Annotated in this window: 17 protein-coding genes and 1 other annotated feature; of the genes, 14 read left to right on the top strand and 3 right to left on the bottom strand. The window is 38.4% G+C overall.

Features of this window, described 5'->3' with window-relative positions:
- Positions 1 to 18: 18 nt before the first annotated feature.
- The 3 genes from yidC to ABT996_RS01435 all read right to left on the bottom strand — a co-directional run bounded on the left by yidC (position 19) and on the right by ABT996_RS01435 (position 2,234).
- Positions 19 to 930 carry a membrane protein insertase YidC gene (yidC, locus tag ABT996_RS01445; protein ID WP_035449002.1) on the bottom strand — a complete coding sequence of 304 codons (912 nt, stop codon included), beginning with the start codon at positions 928 to 930 and terminating at the stop codon, positions 19 to 21.
- A 96-nt stretch (positions 931 to 1,026) separates the two neighbouring features.
- On the bottom strand, positions 1,027 to 1,302 hold the full coding sequence (locus ABT996_RS01440; protein ID WP_010688804.1) for an acylphosphatase: 276 nt from the start codon (positions 1,300 to 1,302) through the stop codon (positions 1,027 to 1,029).
- 596 nt (positions 1,303 to 1,898) lie between these two features.
- Positions 1,899 to 2,234: a hypothetical protein gene (locus ABT996_RS01435; protein WP_010688805.1), complete on the bottom strand. Its 336-nt coding sequence runs from the start codon at positions 2,232 to 2,234 to the stop codon at positions 1,899 to 1,901.
- Positions 2,235 to 2,863: 629 nt separating this feature from the next.
- Between ABT996_RS01435 and ABT996_RS01430 the strand changes: the two genes are divergently transcribed.
- The 14 genes from ABT996_RS01430 (at position 2,864) to rplT (ending at position 15,155) form a co-directional block, all read left to right on the top strand.
- Positions 2,864 to 4,024, top strand: a complete 1,161-nt coding sequence (locus ABT996_RS01430) for a hydroxymethylglutaryl-CoA synthase (protein ID WP_035449004.1) — start codon at positions 2,864 to 2,866, stop codon at positions 4,022 to 4,024.
- Between the two features lie 60 nt (positions 4,025 to 4,084).
- The gene (locus ABT996_RS01425; protein WP_010688807.1) at positions 4,085 to 4,804 is read left to right on the top strand and encodes a hypothetical protein; all 720 of its coding nucleotides are present in this window, start codon (positions 4,085 to 4,087) and stop codon (positions 4,802 to 4,804) included.
- Positions 4,805 to 4,884: 80 nt separating this feature from the next.
- Complete coding sequence (locus ABT996_RS01420) at positions 4,885 to 5,757, top strand: hypothetical protein (RefSeq protein ID WP_035449006.1); 873 nt, start codon at positions 4,885 to 4,887, stop codon at positions 5,755 to 5,757.
- A gap of 10 nt (positions 5,758 to 5,767) precedes the next feature.
- On the top strand, positions 5,768 to 6,769 hold the full coding sequence (locus ABT996_RS01415; protein ID WP_035449008.1) for a hypothetical protein: 1,002 nt from the start codon (positions 5,768 to 5,770) through the stop codon (positions 6,767 to 6,769).
- 10 nt (positions 6,770 to 6,779) lie between these two features.
- Positions 6,780 to 7,241 (top strand): hypothetical protein, encoded by a 462-nt coding sequence (locus ABT996_RS01410; RefSeq protein WP_010688810.1) that lies wholly within the window; start codon positions 6,780 to 6,782, stop codon positions 7,239 to 7,241.
- Positions 7,242 to 7,450: 209 nt separating this feature from the next.
- Positions 7,451 to 9,280, top strand: coding sequence for a translation elongation factor 4 (gene lepA, locus ABT996_RS01405; RefSeq protein ID WP_035449010.1), 1,830 nt, complete (start codon positions 7,451 to 7,453; stop codon positions 9,278 to 9,280).
- 88 nt (positions 9,281 to 9,368) lie between these two features.
- On the top strand, positions 9,369 to 9,908 hold the full coding sequence (locus ABT996_RS01400) for a DUF924 family protein (RefSeq protein WP_035449012.1): 540 nt from the start codon (positions 9,369 to 9,371) through the stop codon (positions 9,906 to 9,908).
- A gap of 309 nt (positions 9,909 to 10,217) precedes the next feature.
- Positions 10,218 to 11,186: an ADP-ribosylglycohydrolase family protein gene (locus tag ABT996_RS01395; protein ID WP_035449014.1), complete on the top strand. Its 969-nt coding sequence runs from the start codon at positions 10,218 to 10,220 to the stop codon at positions 11,184 to 11,186.
- An 81-nt stretch (positions 11,187 to 11,267) separates the two neighbouring features.
- Positions 11,268 to 12,203 (top strand): DMT family transporter, encoded by a 936-nt coding sequence (locus ABT996_RS01390; protein WP_035449016.1) that lies wholly within the window; start codon positions 11,268 to 11,270, stop codon positions 12,201 to 12,203.
- A 136-nt stretch (positions 12,204 to 12,339) separates the two neighbouring features.
- Complete coding sequence (locus ABT996_RS01385; protein WP_035449018.1) at positions 12,340 to 12,933, top strand: hypothetical protein; 594 nt, start codon at positions 12,340 to 12,342, stop codon at positions 12,931 to 12,933.
- Positions 12,934 to 12,987: 54 nt separating this feature from the next.
- Positions 12,988 to 13,662, top strand: coding sequence for a DNA alkylation repair protein (locus ABT996_RS01380; RefSeq protein ID WP_035449020.1), 675 nt, complete (start codon positions 12,988 to 12,990; stop codon positions 13,660 to 13,662).
- A gap of 70 nt (positions 13,663 to 13,732) precedes the next feature.
- Positions 13,733 to 13,870: a sequence feature (ribosomal protein L20 leader region), on the top strand.
- A gap of 45 nt (positions 13,871 to 13,915) precedes the next feature.
- Positions 13,916 to 14,416: a translation initiation factor IF-3 gene (gene infC, locus ABT996_RS01375; protein WP_004047271.1), complete on the top strand. Its 501-nt coding sequence runs from the start codon at positions 13,916 to 13,918 to the stop codon at positions 14,414 to 14,416.
- A 32-nt stretch (positions 14,417 to 14,448) separates the two neighbouring features.
- Positions 14,449 to 14,649, top strand: a complete 201-nt coding sequence (gene rpmI / locus ABT996_RS01370; RefSeq protein WP_004047272.1) for a 50S ribosomal protein L35 — start codon at positions 14,449 to 14,451, stop codon at positions 14,647 to 14,649.
- 146 nt (positions 14,650 to 14,795) lie between these two features.
- A complete protein-coding gene (gene rplT, locus ABT996_RS01365) occupies positions 14,796 to 15,155 on the top strand; it encodes a 50S ribosomal protein L20 (RefSeq protein ID WP_004047273.1) in 360 nt (119 codons plus the stop codon).
- Positions 15,156 to 15,188: the final 33 nt, after the last annotated feature.

Raw genomic sequence — 15,188 nt, 5'->3', positions numbered from 1 at the left:
TTGGAAAAACCTATTTTTTTATTTATGACGATTTTGTTTACCAGCGTTACGCTTCTTTTTAGAAGTAACTGAAGTAGTTGAAGGCTCAACTGTAGTTTCTTTAGCTTCAGTAACTACTTTCTTAGGCTGCTTAACTGGATTTTTCTTTAGATCTGCCAAGACTTCTTTTCTAATGCGAGGACGCATATAGTTGATGATCAAGGTTTGGATACATGCAAAGATCCCGCCAACAAAGAAGTAAAGCCCCAAACCAGCAGGGGAGATGTAAGTCATGAAAGTGATCATCAATGGACTAATGATCATCATTTGCCGCATTTGAGCTCGTTGTGCTTCTGGTACACCTAAAGTTGACAACCATCCTTGAAGTGCATAAACGACAAAGGAAAGAGCAACTAAGGTAAAACTCCGCTGCCCGAGGTTGATCCCATAGAAGTAGGATTGCGATAGTTCAGGTGAATATTGGATCGCAGCATAAAGTGCAGCAAAGATCGGCATTTGGATCAAAAGTGGTAAACAGCCGATCCCACCAGTCATTGAAATATTATTATCGCGGTAAAGCTGCATCATTTCTTGGTTGATCGCCATTCTTTCCGCATCGCTAGTAGCTTCTTTTTGCCGTTTGGTGATATCTTCCATCAATGGCTTGATGTGAGCGATCTTTTCTTGTTGGATCGTAGCATTTTTGGATTGCTTGATCATGATCGGCATCAAAACTAAGCGGACGATGAAAGTGATCACGATGATCGCCCAGCCTAAACTATTACCTAAGATCTGTGACAGCCAAACTAAAATATGTTGAGTTGGCACTGCCAAGTTGTCATAGACAAAACCATAAGGCTTACCTGAGGCAGTGTGTTGGACACACCCGCTCAGAAAGAACATTGCTGAAGCCATGATCGCAGTAATAGCTAATAATTTTTTATTTTTCATAGGTCAATTCCTTTCACTTATGAATAAAGGTATCGTTATTAACTATACTGGAAAAAAAGTGATATTTCAATGTATAATCCATAAGAACCGTTGTAATTACATATATGCTACGCTAAAACGTGTATAGCTATTTTCCGGGATCGATTTGAGAACGACCCGATCAACCCGTCCTGCTGGGGTAGGTGAAGCTTTGACGCCTTCGATAAAGGCAGAGAGCTTTTCAGGATCACCTTGTGCTTCAATATAAACAGAGCCATCATTTTTATTTAAAACTTTACCGGTGACTCCGATCTGATCAGCTAGGATCTTAGTCATATAACGAAAGCCAACTCCTTGAACGATACCATATACTTCTAAACTGATTGCTGCCATTTATCCCATTCCTTTCGTAAGATATTTCTAGCTATATTATACTACAGGAGAGAAATTTGCTAAAAAATAATAGTTGTCCTAGGGCTATTTTTAAAATTCTAGGGTCTCTAATTTCAGTAAAAAAGAGTTCGAATCATCTACAGGCGCCAAGGGGCTTTTTGATCATACTGTTTAGCTATATTATAATGCTAATGAGTACTTTAACAATTATTTAGTCATGTAGCATCCCAGTGACTGATTGTGCTGTGATGTTTTTTTATGTAGGAGCTAATCTATTTAGTTATCACAATAAAAAAGAGACGTCCCAGTGTATCTCTGGTTCATCCCTATTGGTGTTATTGCTGTAATTCTTTTTCACGATCTGCCAAGTAGTTTCTTAGATTCTGCGCTATCGTCAAGTATTACCATTTCCTTGATAAACTTGTGGGAGTAGGAACGGTAGCTATATACTTTGTTTTTTGTCCCACTTATCTCGGGCTCTTACTTGTCTTGTTTTCTATATCATAACGACTTAGCAGGGCTGTTGTTATTGTTACTGTCACGCTAAAAATTTGTAATGATAACTTGGCTAGTTTCGGAATGTCTTGGTTTGTTATTTACTCATACACACCCCACCAGCCAGTAACTGGTGGATCGCAAACGACCATTTCTTCTTTAATTCTTTTTCTCAAATGTTCTTTATCTTCTTCGGTAGCTTTATCGAACACTAACTCTTCTATATCGTTAAAGTAGACACTGCCTTCCATATCCACACGTCCATCTTTATCTCGTCTCAATGTATGAGTTTGTTCAATTTTACTATCAAATTTCATGAACTCGTATCTATCATCTGAATTCATATGTGTTATGGAAACATCATTAAGCAGCCACTCATAAGTTCTAGGGTTTATTTTGTATTTATACTCTATATACTTTAATTTTATGGGATCCATTCAATTTTCCCCCGATTCATCATATTAACTTCGACTGATATGTGATCCTTTCTGATTCCATCATACCCAGCTAATATCCCAATTATATCATGGTGAAGATCTGATCTAAAAGTATCCTTTAAATTCAAGTATTCTGCTAATTACGCTTTTTTCTATAAAGAGTAACTTAGTATCTTTTTATGACCCTAATTCAAGAAGTTCACTATCTTTTTTGCTAACATTTTCCCGGTAATAAGGTACTCATTCCCACATTTTCTAACATTTCGCCAATAGGGTAGCTTCCTGAGATAGTTAGGCTACTTTCAGGCGTGATCATCTGATAGATTGCTGATCAGTTGTAAATGGACTTAAAAACGTGTAACCTATGTAAATGAAAAAGGACTAGGAAAGTTAATTTCGTTGAATACTAATTACGATCGTCAAAATTGTGGTTAGTCTTTTTGTGTATCCGGCTTTGAAGCCATACAAAATAAGATAGCTCTAAAACTAAAACGTACGCTATCATCAAATCAATGGAGCATTTTCCGATATCAAGATCATTATCAAGGGATTATAAGGAAATTTGCTAAAAAATAAGAACTTCGCTAAACTTATAGAGTGAACAATCAGCAGTGAGAGGTGCGATGAAAATGAAAATTGGGATCGATAAGATCGGCTTTTTTACGTCACATTTATATGTAGATATGGCTAAACTAGCTCAAGCACGAAATGAGGATCCAAATAAATATTTGATCGGGATCGGCCAGACTAAAATGGCGGTCATCCCACCGACACAAGATGCAGTGACCTTGGCAGCTAATGCCGCGACTAAGATCTTGACGGTAGAAGATAAAGAAGCGATCGATCTAGTGATAGTTGCTACGGAATCAGGGGTAGATAACTCCAAATCAGCTGCAGCTTACGTTAGTGAATTGTTGGGTCTATCTCATGAGATCAGAACGATCGAGTTGAAACAAGCTTGTTATGCAGCAACGGCTGGCTTACAGTTAGCTAAGGGGCATATTGCTTTAGCTCCAGATAAAAAAGCTCTAGTGATCGGAAGTGATATTGCCCGCTATGGCTTGAAAACACCAGGTGAACCGACACAAGGTGGGGGCGCAGTGGCAATGTTAGTCTCTAAAGATCCTAAGCTTGTTGCCTTAGAGACTGAAAGCGCATATTATGCTAAAGATATTATGGATTTTTGGCGTCCGCTTTCTCAAACCGAGGCTAAAGTTGATGGCAAGTATTCAGCTAATATTTATCTAGAATTTTTTGAGAAAGTCTATCAAGACTATCTAGCAAAGACAGGGCTCAAGTTAACTGATTTTTCAGCGCTATTGTTCCATTTACCATACACAAAACAGGGGTTAAAGGGTCTACGTAAGGCCTTAGAAGGTGTCGATCCGACGATAGCTAGTCATTATTACAATGAATTTGAAGCAAGTCGCAAGTATAATATGGCAACTGGTAATCTATACACTGGTTCGTTATATTTGAGTTTGTTATCTCTTTTAGAAAACACGGATACACTAAAAGCTGGAGATCGGTTAGGTTTGTTTAGCTATGGTTCTGGAGCCCAGGGTGAGTTTTTCTCAGGACGCTTACAACCTAATTATAAAGAAGCCCTCACTTATCAAACTTCTGAAATGTTAGAGATGCGGACAGAAGTTAGTGTTGCTGAATATGAACAGCTCTTTTCTGCAATCTTAAAGGATGATCATAATCGAAACCTTGATGTTTCAAAAGATCCTGCCCAATTTGTATTAGCTGGGGTCAAAGATTTTAAACGACAATATTTGAAAAAATAAATTATAATGACCACCTTTTGCGTATCTATAAAGTATAGATAGTGAAAGGTGGTTATTTATATGAAGTTTGAAAATAGTGAAGAGATCGTTTTAGCCAAGTCAGCCCAAGTAGTGATCGACCGTTATTTGGAGCTCAGTATGAATGTGATCGCAGAATTTATTGCTAATTGTGATCAGATGTCATTTTTACAATGTAAGAAATTATTGAGTGCTAAATATCGCAATCGTTCGCAAAATACGTCAAATGAATTTTTTGAGTGTACGCTAGAGGCTACTTTTATTTTACTTGAAGAGATCTTTTTGAAAAATCAGCCTTTTTTTCCTGAACTTTTTATGGGGATCTGTAGTGGTAAAATGAAATTTTTGCTTGTTCAAGGGGTGATCGTAAGTCAAAAGATCGATCCTGAGCAACGATTTATTGTTTATCTACGCAAAGGGCGTTACTTTATTTACTTTATCGAACAAACTCCACCAGATAAAGCTAATTTAGCTAGATTAGATCTCTTTTTTGGCGGAAATAAGTTATTGAAATTGAGTAATGGTCAGCGTTTCAATTATTTTAGACAGCTCAGTAAAAAACAACATCGTTATTACAAACGATATAAGGATCCGATTCGGGCCTATCATGAGCAGATCTGCCAGCAGATCATGGCTTTACATCCACAAAAATTAGCTGTTACAGCCAATGATAAAATAACAGGTGCTTATTTAGAGGAACAATTGCTGTTAAGGAAGAGGTTAAATGAGATAATGAAGCAAGAACTCAGCCTTGATAATTGATAATTTTAAGTTTTTTTGTAACAATAGAGCTATGAACATCTTGCTCTCAACTGGGCAATTACGAAATAGAGGAGATACTTATGGCTAACCCAAATCAACTTAGTTTATCAGATCATAAACAAGCAACTAAAAGCTTGGCTAAGGCACTTTTAGATAAAGTGGCCTACCTAGAATCTTTTGAAAAAGCTGTTCAAAACCAAGATGATCGCTTGGTATACCAGCTGATCGATGGTAAACGTTATGCAACTGAGATCTTAAAACAAGATGGGGCTGAAGTTGATGATACCCATGAACATCTTGTACGTGATAGTTACGCTAAGATAAGTGATTATTTGAGTAAGAACTTGATCGATTATTTATGTGAGATGTACCCATTTTTCTATTTTGAAGAAACTGAGATCGGGCAGTATCAATTTTTCTTTGGAAATTGGTGGGGAAGACGACTATTTGGGACGTTAGATGTCTTAAACGTCAAATTCAATTTTGATGAAACTGAATATCAAAAATTAGCACGTGCTTTTGCTTTGGAAAGTGAAAATAAACGTTTGAATAGCGACCAGATCGCGCTCTTATCGCAACAATCAGACGAGTTACAAGAATTGATCGATGGTCAAAATGAGCGTGATCAACGTAAGGATGAACTTCGCCAAGAGATCAAACGAACTTCACAAGAAAAGGTGATGCCTTGGGAAACTTCAAAACTCAAGGAATCTAAGCAAAAATTGATCGATGAATTATCCTATCTATCTGAACTGGATGAAAAAGCGGGGAATGCTTACCGTCAGATCCGTGAAAATGAGGAAAAGGTCTTAGCACTTTCAAAGGAAGATACTTTGATGGGTTATGAGAAACAAAGTATCGTAGCTAAATTTGGTAGCTTTGAAAACTTTGAAGCGCATAATGACGCATTATACCGCAACTATATTGCAGATCTGATCGCTAAGCAAAAGTAGGTGAACAAAAATGACGAAAGAATATGAAAAACCAACGGAAACATTTCAACCAACTAGGGAGAATAATGCTGAAGAAACCAGTGCATATGCGGGTTCTTTGAGTACAACAGGGCGGTTGATGTCATATAACGATCAATTAAAAGAAAGCCTTAAGCGTGGGATCCACTTTACTGAAGTTTTAGATGAGTTGATCAATACTGATGACAAGAACGTTTTGCTAGAATCAGTCATGACTTTGACTGATTATCGCTTGGATACGGCATATTTGATCTTCCCGCAGCAATACAGTCGGGCTGACTATTACTTGATCTTTTTGAATCGTTTATTGCAACTTCATCAAAACGAGCAAGTTATTTTGCAATCCAGTGATCATCAAAATGAGCTTTATCATGAATTTCCAGGAATAAATATGGAAGGCTACTTTACTTTCAAGATCGATGAGAATATGCGTGAAGGCGCATATTACGTCGATAAAAGTACCGGTGCGCGTTTGTTTTACATCAACTTTAAGCGCCAGTTGATCCGTTTCAATAGTCAAGCTTTAACTGATTTATTAGTTGTTGATTATAGTGAAAAATTTGATTATAAGACCGTAAAACGTTTTGAAGAGTATTTAGTTGCAATCGGCAAGTATTTTAAAGAAGATTACGGTTTTGATGTTGATTTTAATCTACTTGATGCTTCTAATAATGCAAGTTATCAGATCTCTTCAGCTGATGAGCCACGTGAGGCATTAGATAAACTTTTCATCATCAGTGCAGATGCAGGTTACATGTTAGTAGCTGGTGAAAGTGGTCGTGCCGTCTTGCAGTTGAAGAATAAGGTAGTTGTTTCTATTTTGAGGCAAGCAGAACATGACGATCTAAACAATGCAAGTTGGGTCATTAAGGTCCATGATGAAGATCATAAAGTAGCTTGGTTCGATATTTTATACCAGTATGAGTTTATCAAGGATTGGTATTTAGATAATTTGACGAGCTTAGCTATCAAATCAGATGAGAGATTTTTTTAAGGACTAACGCATGGATATTACAAAATTAGCTAAAATTCAAAGACAGATCGAGACAAAGAATACTTTTCAAAATTTGACTAGTGAAAAAGATGAACTCGTTTACAGTGAGCTAAGTATAGCAGTGGCCGAACTGTTTAATAAGGTAGGCCAAGCAGATGAAACGACTTGCTTAAAAGCATATTGTAAAGCATTAGCTGCATTTTTAGGTGTTGCTAATACAAAAAAATGGGTCTATCTATTATTACTAACTCTAGAACAAGAAGAAAAGTTAGCTTCTAAATGGCGGTCGCGTTCTGTTGCAACGGTATATCTTACTTTGCAACAGCAGATCCTAAAAGCTCATTTAGAACGTCGAAATGAGTATTTAGTACGGGCCTGGAATATTTTTATCAAGTTTGGTTTAACAGATTTAAAGTATTCACCTGAAATGATCGAAAACTGTTTTGCGGATCTATATATGAGAAAAAGTTAGATGATTTAATTTGACTAAATTAAATCGAATTTGAGTATGGGATAAGGCAAAAAACCACCACGAATAACTAGAGTGTAGCTAAAACTATACTCTAGTTATTTTTTGGCAAAATTGACGCTGACCTGTAAAACAGGCTATAATTGATAGTTAGAGAGTATTGAGTTGGGTGAAGGATCTTGCCTTCCCCACTAGAAAGTAGGAAGAGCGAAATGGATTTTGAAAAAATGTCGGAGCGCCAAAAGCATATTCGGAATTTTTCGATCGTTGCTCATATTGACCATGGGAAATCGACCTTAGCTGATCGCATTTTGGAATTGACTGATACGGTCTCAAAACGTGAAATGCAAGATCAGTTGCTCGATTCGATGGATCTGGAGCGCGAACGTGGGATCACGATCAAATTAAATGCGGTAGAACTTCATTACCATGCAAAAGATGGAGAAACTTATATTTTCCACTTGATCGATACACCTGGGCACGTGGACTTTTCATATGAAGTTTCACGTTCATTGGCAGCTTGTGAAGGTGCTGTTTTAGTGGTCGATGCAGCGCAAGGGATCGAAGCCCAAACTTTGGCAAATGTTTATTTAGCATTAGATGATGATCTTGAGATCGTACCAGTGATCAATAAGATCGATCTACCTTCAGCTGAACCAGAGCGTGTGCGCCAAGAGATCGAAGATGTGATCGGTTTAGATGCGTCTGAAGCGGTCTTGGCTTCAGCTAAAAACGGGATCGGGATCGAAGAAATGCTAGAAGAGATCGTTCAAAAAGTTCCAGCGCCAAGTGGAGATCTAAAAGCACCATTAAAAGCGCTGATCTTTGATTCGGTCTATGATGATTACCGCGGCGTTGTGTTGAGTTTGCGGGTCTTTGATGGAACTGTCAAGCCTGGTGATAAGGTCCGCTTGATGAATAGTGGTGCGGAATATGAAGTTATTGAAGTCGGGGTCAACTCGCCTAAGCCGATCAAGCGCGATTTCTTGATGGCTGGGGATGTAGGTTATTTGACTGCAAGTATCAAGGATATTCAAGATACACGTGTTGGTGATACTTTAACGCATGCTGATGATCCAACTGAAAAACCATTAGCGGGTTATCGTGAAATGAGCCCGATGGTGTATTCGGGGCTTTATCCGACCGATAATGCTAAATATAACGATCTGCGTGAAGCACTAGAAAAATTAAAGTTAAACGATGCAGCGCTAGAATTTGAACCTGAGACCTCACAAGCTTTAGGCTTTGGATTTAGATGTGGTTTCTTAGGGTTATTGCACATGGATGTTATCCAAGAACGTTTGGAACGTGAATTTGGAATGGACTTGATCACTACAGCGCCATCTGTAACGTATGATGTTGAGTTGACAGATGGCTCACATGTGAGTGTGTCTAATCCGTCTGAAATGCCAGATGTTCCAACGATCAAACAGATCAATGAACCTTATGTTAAAGCTGAGATCATGGTCCCAAGTGATTATGTTGGCGCAGTGATGGAATTATGCCAAGCTAAGCGTGGGAACTTTGTCACGATGGATTACCTTGATGATTATCGGGTCAATGTCATCTACGAAATGCCGTTATCAGAGATCATCTTTGATTTCTTTGATAAATTAAAATCTAGTACTCGTGGTTATGCTTCGCTCGACTATGAACTCGATGGGACCCGTCCAAGTGATCTAGTCAAGATCGATATCTTGTTGAACGGCGATAAAGTCGATGCGTTGAGTTTTATCGCTCACCGGCAATTTGCTCAACAGCGGGCTCGGGTCATTACAGATAAGCTAAAGACGATCATCCCACGTCAAAACTTTGAAATTCCGATCCAAGCAGCGATCGGAGCTAAGATCATTGCGCGGACTAATATCAAGGCTTATCGTAAAGATGTAACGGCGCGGATCCATACGGGTGACCCTGACCGGCGTGCAAAATTATTGGATAAGCAAAAACGTGGTAAGAAACGGATGAAAGCTGTTGGACGTGTAGTTGTTCCACAAGATGCGTTTATGGCTGTCTTAAAAACTGACGAAGAGATCAAATAGTTTAATTATCTCCCCAAAGCATATAACTTTGGGGAGATTTTTTTGTTTGATATAATGGAGAAAAATTAGTGATCATTGGAGGTAAGAAATGGAAGCTGAGAAAGTATTAGATTTTTGGTTTGAGGAATTGACTCCAAAACAGTGGTTCACTAAAGATCTAGTATTGGACAAGCAGATCGCAGAACGGTTTGGTGAACTACATAGGCAAGCTACGCAAGCAGAATTACAAGCATGGCGGAAGAGTGCTACAGGAAGTTTAGCCGAGATCATCATTTTAGATCAATTTTCGCGTAATATTTACCGTGATAGTCCACGTGCGTTTGCTTATGATGGGATGGCGCTCGTGTTAGCCCAAGAGGCGATCGCAAAGGGATTTAATACTGAGTTAGAGTTGGACAGGCGAGCATTTATGTATATGCCGTTTATGCATTCAGAATCACTAACAATCCATCAAGCAGCACTACGTTATTTTGCGACCCCTGGATTAGAGAAGAATCTTGAATTTGAAAAAAGGCATCTAGCGATCTTAGAGCGATTCAAGCGTTATCCGCATCGAAATGCGATCTTAGGAAGGGAGTCAACGGCTGAAGAGTTAGCTTTTCTCAAGGAACCAAATTCATCATTTTAGAAGAAAACTATGAGTTTCTAAGGGCTCATAGTTTTTTGTGTATCTTTTTTGGATAAAGGCTACTTATATGACAGAGATGTTTTTATTACTTAAATTAAAAAGTGGATTGAAAATAATTAGAAAAGATGCTAGTATTCATCTTGTATCTTAGTCATTTAGATTTTTATTTATGTAAGGGCTTTATAGGTCGAAGTTGAGCAGGCTGCGACTGACTATACCAGATATTTAGCAGATAGAGAACATGACGCAACTGTTGAATATAAACGACAGATCGATCGCAGACATGATCAATGAAAGGTAGGAACAGAAATGGTGGATAAAATTGCAGGTTGTTTATTTGGCGGTGCTTTAGGTGACGCACTGGGGTATCCGATCGAGTTTGATAAGGTCGATCAAATCGATCCTAAACATGATTTTACTAAGATCTCTGGACCACTATTGATCTCAGATGATACACAGATGACGCTTTTTACGGCTAATGCATTATTGTTAAACGGTGATCTAGCTGATAATACTTGGGCTTGTTACCAAGATTGGTTGGAGACTCAATTTAAACACGATCAAACTGAATTGAGCCATCGTCCAATCTCGTGGCTGATGGAATATCCCGAAATGTATGCTAGCCGTGAACCAGGAAGAACATGTTTATCGGCTTTGATGCGTGGTATTCCAGGAACTTTAAATGAACCGATAAATCAGAGTAAGGGGTGTGGTGCAGTGATGCGGGTCGCTCCACTGACTTTTGCTAGCAGAAATGAAGATATTTATTTACTGGCAGCTAGAAATTCGGCCTTAACTCATGGTCATCCAATGAGTATTTTAGCTTTGGCTGCATTAGTTGGGATCTTAAAACATATACTTGCAGGGCAAGATATTGCAAAGAGCATTACTTTAATGAGACAAGAGCTAAAGTCTAGCTTCAACTACAACGAACTTGTAGCATTTGATGAGTTGATACAAGAGGCTGTCTGGTTGAGTACAAGTGCTGAGGATGATCTACAAGCGATCAGTCAACTCGGTGAAGGTTGGATCGCAGAAGAGACGCTGGCTATTGCGATATATTGTGCTCTAAAGTATCAAGATGATCTTACTAAAGCCTTGCAAGTAGCTGTTATTCATGACGGTGATTCTGATTCGACTGGTGCAGTAACAGGGCAAATTTTAGGTGCAAAATTAGGGTTTGAAAAACTCCCTCAAGATCAGATCGCACGCTTAGATACTTTACGTCCATTGACAAAAATGGTAAAGCAGATGACAGATGATACACATACAAAATGATCTTCTTTGTAACTTTTTCTAACATGATATATTGTCAAATTAGTTCTTTCCGAATATAATAAGACATTTGGAGGGAATAAAATGAAAGCAACGTCTAATAACGTTATGAAAGGGATCTTTTGGTCAGCTGTTGCTTCGGCTGTCTGGGGGATCTCTGGTACAACGGTTCAATTTATTTCACAAAATCAAAACCTCCCAGCTGATTGGTATCTATCGATCAGAACTATGGGTGCAGGCGTGATTTTGTTGATCATTAGTTTATTTATGTATGGTAAGAAGACCTTTGGTGTCTTTTCATCATGGAGAACATTTGGATATTTATTAGCTTATGCAATTTTTGGTTTGATGGCTAACCTGTTGACCTTTTATATTTCGATTCAAAAAGGTAACGCTTCAGCAACTACGATCTTGCAATATCTAAGTCCATTGTTCATTGTTTTAGGTGGGATCTTTATCAAAAAGCAACGCCCATTATCGACTGATATGATTGCCTTTGTTGTTGCCCTAGTTGGGGTCATTTTAGCAATTACAAAAGGTGATTTCACGCAAATGTCGATCCCGATGGATTCATTACTTTGGGGGATCGGTTCTGGTATTACGGCTGCATTTTATGTTGTTTTACCAAAGCCGATCGCAAAAGACCATCCACCGATCGTGATCTTAGGTTGGGGGACATTTATCGCAGGGGTATTGTTTAACGCATATCGTCCTGTGTGGGTCGATCCGCCAGTGATCACAGGTGGGTTAGTTCTTTCGATCTCAACGGTCATCTTGTTGGGAACAATCATCCCATTTAGTTTATTGCTATACAGCTCACGTTTTGCGCCATCCGATGTTATTAGTATCATGGATGCCTTACAACCAGCTACGACAGCGGTCTTGAGTGTGATCTTCTTAGGTCTTGGTATGAATTGGATCGAAGTAGTCGGAATCGTATTGGTTATCGTAGCGATCTATATTTTACAGCGTGGCCGCAAGAATATGGAACAAGTCGGTTACCGCGAAGAAGATTTTTAAATATGATTTTATGACTGATCATGACAAGGTGTTATGGTCAGTTTTTTTATGGAAATGGAATTATGGAATTGTTAGAATGAAGCTAAGGTGGAGAGAGACGTATAATCTTGTAACGTTGTGATAAGGAGATGCTTTTATGACGTATCAGTTGCCTGATACTCTAATTTATGCAGAACATGAATATAGATTGGTTAGTATTTTGGATGAGAAGAATTTTTTTGATGTAGCTTCTTTGGGGATAACGATCAATGGATGTAGTACTGCGAATTATTCTGGGAGATTGGCCAGATTTGCGGTTGTAGATGATGAATCATTACTTAAAGATCTTGCAATAAGAACTAGTCAGTCTTTACCGATAAATAATGTCTTACCACGTAAAATAACTATAAAAGAACAGGTTGCTAACTTTGGCGATTATTATAGTGAATTTGGCAGTATCTTTTTGGGAGGAGACAATTACTATTTAGACTTAAATATACCAGTTGAATATACGGGCAAGTTATTAATTGCTGATGATTCCATTAAAGAATATCGTGTTGTTGGTATTTTCGATTCACCATTAAAGTTTAGAAAAAATCTCCTATTAATTGTTGAAGAAGGACTTGTTTTTGATGTGATTGATGTCTCTAATATAATAGAAAATGAGCGTAAACGTAGGATCATAACAGAAACAGAGATAAAGAACTTTTCTAATAACTCAGATGTTTTTAAGCTATTTAGCAAGGAATAGTGACCTAGGTACTTGATGAAATCGTGAAATGATCGGAAGTGACGAAAAGCCTAGATGGAAGCAAAAGATGATTTATTTACTTTGATAGATACGCTGAGCCTAGAAGGTGATGTTGAGCAAGCTAAAAGTATGTCAGCGTATATGCGTGATCAATTTGAATTTTTAGGTATAAAAACACCTAAGCGCCGGCAGCTTTGCCGTGAAGCTTTTAAAAATGCCAGAAAAACAGCTAAGATAGATTGGGAGTTTGTTGAGCTGTGTTGGCAAAAGCCTCAAAGAGAATATCAATATATCGCTTGTGATTATTTAGTGAAAATGAAGAAGTTTACGACCTTAGCAGATCTACCTAAATTGAAAAAATTGGTCATAACTAAATCGTGGTGGGAAACTGTTGATACTTTAGTCAAAGTATTCACGGACTTGTATTTGAGCTATCCAAGTGAAATGACGCCGATAATGCTTACTTGGAGTGAAGATAGTAATTTGTGGGTCAAAAGGGTCGCGCTCGAATTTCAATTGCTATTAAAAAAGCAAACTGATACAGAACTCTTAGCTAAGATCATCATAAATAATCTTGGTAGTGATGAATTTTTTATCAATAAAGCGATCGGGTGGGCCTTGCGTGATTATTCAAAGACAGATCCTAAGTGGGTGGCTGGATTTATTGCAACATACCGCAATGAATTGTCTGCTCTTAGTATTCGTGAGGGCAGTAAATATCTTACGTAAGCTAAAGATCAACTTTTTTGAAAAAATTAGTTGTTTCGAGCTGAAAGTTATGTTATTCTATAACAGTTGAGAAAAAAAGCAGAGGCTCCCGCTTCTCGCCTAGGGGACAAACAGTCCCGGGGCAGAATTATGAAATGTAATTCCGATAAAAACGGATCTGTGCGGGTGTCTTGTAAGTTTTACGAGATACCCGCATTTTTTCTGCATTTTCTCTGAATTTTTTTGGAGGTGAAACGCCATAGCAGTTGATAAGATGGTAAACGAAGGCATTCGCGCACGTGAGTTACGCTTGATTGCTGATGATGGTTCCCAGTTGGGGGTCAAATCTAAGCAAGAAGCTTTGAAGTTGGCAGAGCAAGCTAACTTAGACCTTGTTTTGGTAGCACCTAAAGCAAAACCACCTGTTGCCAAGATCATGGATTATGGGAAGTATCGTTTTGAGTTGCAGAAGAAACAGCGTGAAGCTCGTAAAAAGCAAAAAGTGATCAACGTTAAAGAAGTTCGTTTAAGCCCAACGATCGATACTAACGATTTTAATACTAAAGTTAAGAATGCACGTAAATTCTTGACAAAAGGTGATAAAGTTAAGGTATCTATTCGCTTTAAGGGTCGTGCGATCACACATAAAGAGATCGGACGCGAAGTTCTTGATAGATTTGCTGCGGAAACAGATGATGTTGCAACAGTCGAATCTAAAGCAAAAATGGATGGACGCAGCATGTTCTTAATGCTTGCGCCTAAAGCCGAAAAATAGGCTGATAGTTTATTTAGGAGGAGTACAGTATTATGCCAAAACAAAAAACACACCGCGCATCAGCAAAACGCTTTAAGCGTACAGGAAATGGTGGTTTGAAGCGTGCTCACGCTTTCACATCTCACCGTTTCCACGGCAAGACAAAGAAACAACGCCGTCAATTGCGTAAGCCAGCAATGGTATCTGCTTCAGATATGAAGCGTATCAAGCAAATGCTTTCTCAAATGAAATAATTATTGAGATTCTATTACTCGGTTGCAATGTAAGATTGCATCATTATTGTGCTTTGCAGAAGCGATTGTTGGATCGTTTTTTCAGCGCACAGATCAGTTTTGTGAGTCCCGCATAACGTCGGGCTAAGTTTAAGGAGGAATTAACCATGCCACGTGTTAAAGGTGGAACAGTTACGCGTCAACGCCGTAAAAAAATGATCAAATTAGCTAAAGGATACCGCGGTTCAAAGCATATCCAATTTAAAGTAGCTAAGCAACAAGTTATGAAGTCTTACCAATACGCATTCCGCGATCGTCGTAAGACAAAATCAAACTTCCGTAAATTATGGATTGCTCGTATCAACGCAGCAGCTCGTATGAACGATATCAGCTACAGCAAGTTGATGCACGGTTTGAAATTAGCTAACATTGATGTTAACCGTAAAATGTTAGCTGATCTTGCAATCAGCGATGCAGCTGCTTTCACAGCGCTTGTTGATGAAGCTAAGAAAGCTTTGGCAAAATAATTTGTCACTCATTTAGTTAAAAGGCTGAGACTA

This window comes from Ligilactobacillus sp. RTP31139st1_D10_RTP31139_211217 (genome assembly GCF_040226755.1).
Taxonomy (GTDB): domain Bacteria; phylum Bacillota; class Bacilli; order Lactobacillales; family Lactobacillaceae; genus Ligilactobacillus; species Ligilactobacillus animalis.
The sequence above is the reverse complement of the archived record's forward strand: the minus strand, read 5'-3'. Positions and strand labels throughout refer to the sequence as shown.

Bases quoted from the DNA above. Each gene is read 5' to 3' on its own strand.
- yidC (WP_035449002.1), bottom strand. From the start codon at position 930: ATGAAAAATAAAAAATTATTAGCTATTACTGCGATCATGGCTTCAGCA.
- ABT996_RS01440 (WP_010688804.1), bottom strand. From the start codon at position 1,302: ATGGCAGCAATCAGTTTAGAAGTATATGGTATCGTTCAAGGAGTTGGC.
- ABT996_RS01435 (WP_010688805.1), bottom strand. From the start codon at position 2,234: ATGGATCCCATAAAATTAAAGTATATAGAGTATAAATACAAAATAAAC.
- ABT996_RS01430 (WP_035449004.1), top strand. From the start codon at position 2,864: ATGAAAATTGGGATCGATAAGATCGGCTTTTTTACGTCACATTTATAT.
- ABT996_RS01425 (WP_010688807.1), top strand. From the start codon at position 4,085: ATGAAGTTTGAAAATAGTGAAGAGATCGTTTTAGCCAAGTCAGCCCAA.
- ABT996_RS01420 (WP_035449006.1), top strand. From the start codon at position 4,885: ATGGCTAACCCAAATCAACTTAGTTTATCAGATCATAAACAAGCAACT.
- ABT996_RS01415 (WP_035449008.1), top strand. From the start codon at position 5,768: ATGACGAAAGAATATGAAAAACCAACGGAAACATTTCAACCAACTAGG.
- ABT996_RS01410 (WP_010688810.1), top strand. From the start codon at position 6,780: ATGGATATTACAAAATTAGCTAAAATTCAAAGACAGATCGAGACAAAG.
- lepA (WP_035449010.1), top strand. From the start codon at position 7,451: ATGGATTTTGAAAAAATGTCGGAGCGCCAAAAGCATATTCGGAATTTT.
- ABT996_RS01400 (WP_035449012.1), top strand. From the start codon at position 9,369: ATGGAAGCTGAGAAAGTATTAGATTTTTGGTTTGAGGAATTGACTCCA.
- ABT996_RS01395 (WP_035449014.1), top strand. From the start codon at position 10,218: ATGGTGGATAAAATTGCAGGTTGTTTATTTGGCGGTGCTTTAGGTGAC.
- ABT996_RS01390 (WP_035449016.1), top strand. From the start codon at position 11,268: ATGAAAGCAACGTCTAATAACGTTATGAAAGGGATCTTTTGGTCAGCT.
- ABT996_RS01385 (WP_035449018.1), top strand. From the start codon at position 12,340: ATGACGTATCAGTTGCCTGATACTCTAATTTATGCAGAACATGAATAT.
- ABT996_RS01380 (WP_035449020.1), top strand. From the start codon at position 12,988: ATGGAAGCAAAAGATGATTTATTTACTTTGATAGATACGCTGAGCCTA.
- infC (WP_004047271.1), top strand. From the start codon at position 13,916: ATGGTAAACGAAGGCATTCGCGCACGTGAGTTACGCTTGATTGCTGAT.
- rpmI (WP_004047272.1), top strand. From the start codon at position 14,449: ATGCCAAAACAAAAAACACACCGCGCATCAGCAAAACGCTTTAAGCGT.
- rplT (WP_004047273.1), top strand. From the start codon at position 14,796: ATGCCACGTGTTAAAGGTGGAACAGTTACGCGTCAACGCCGTAAAAAA.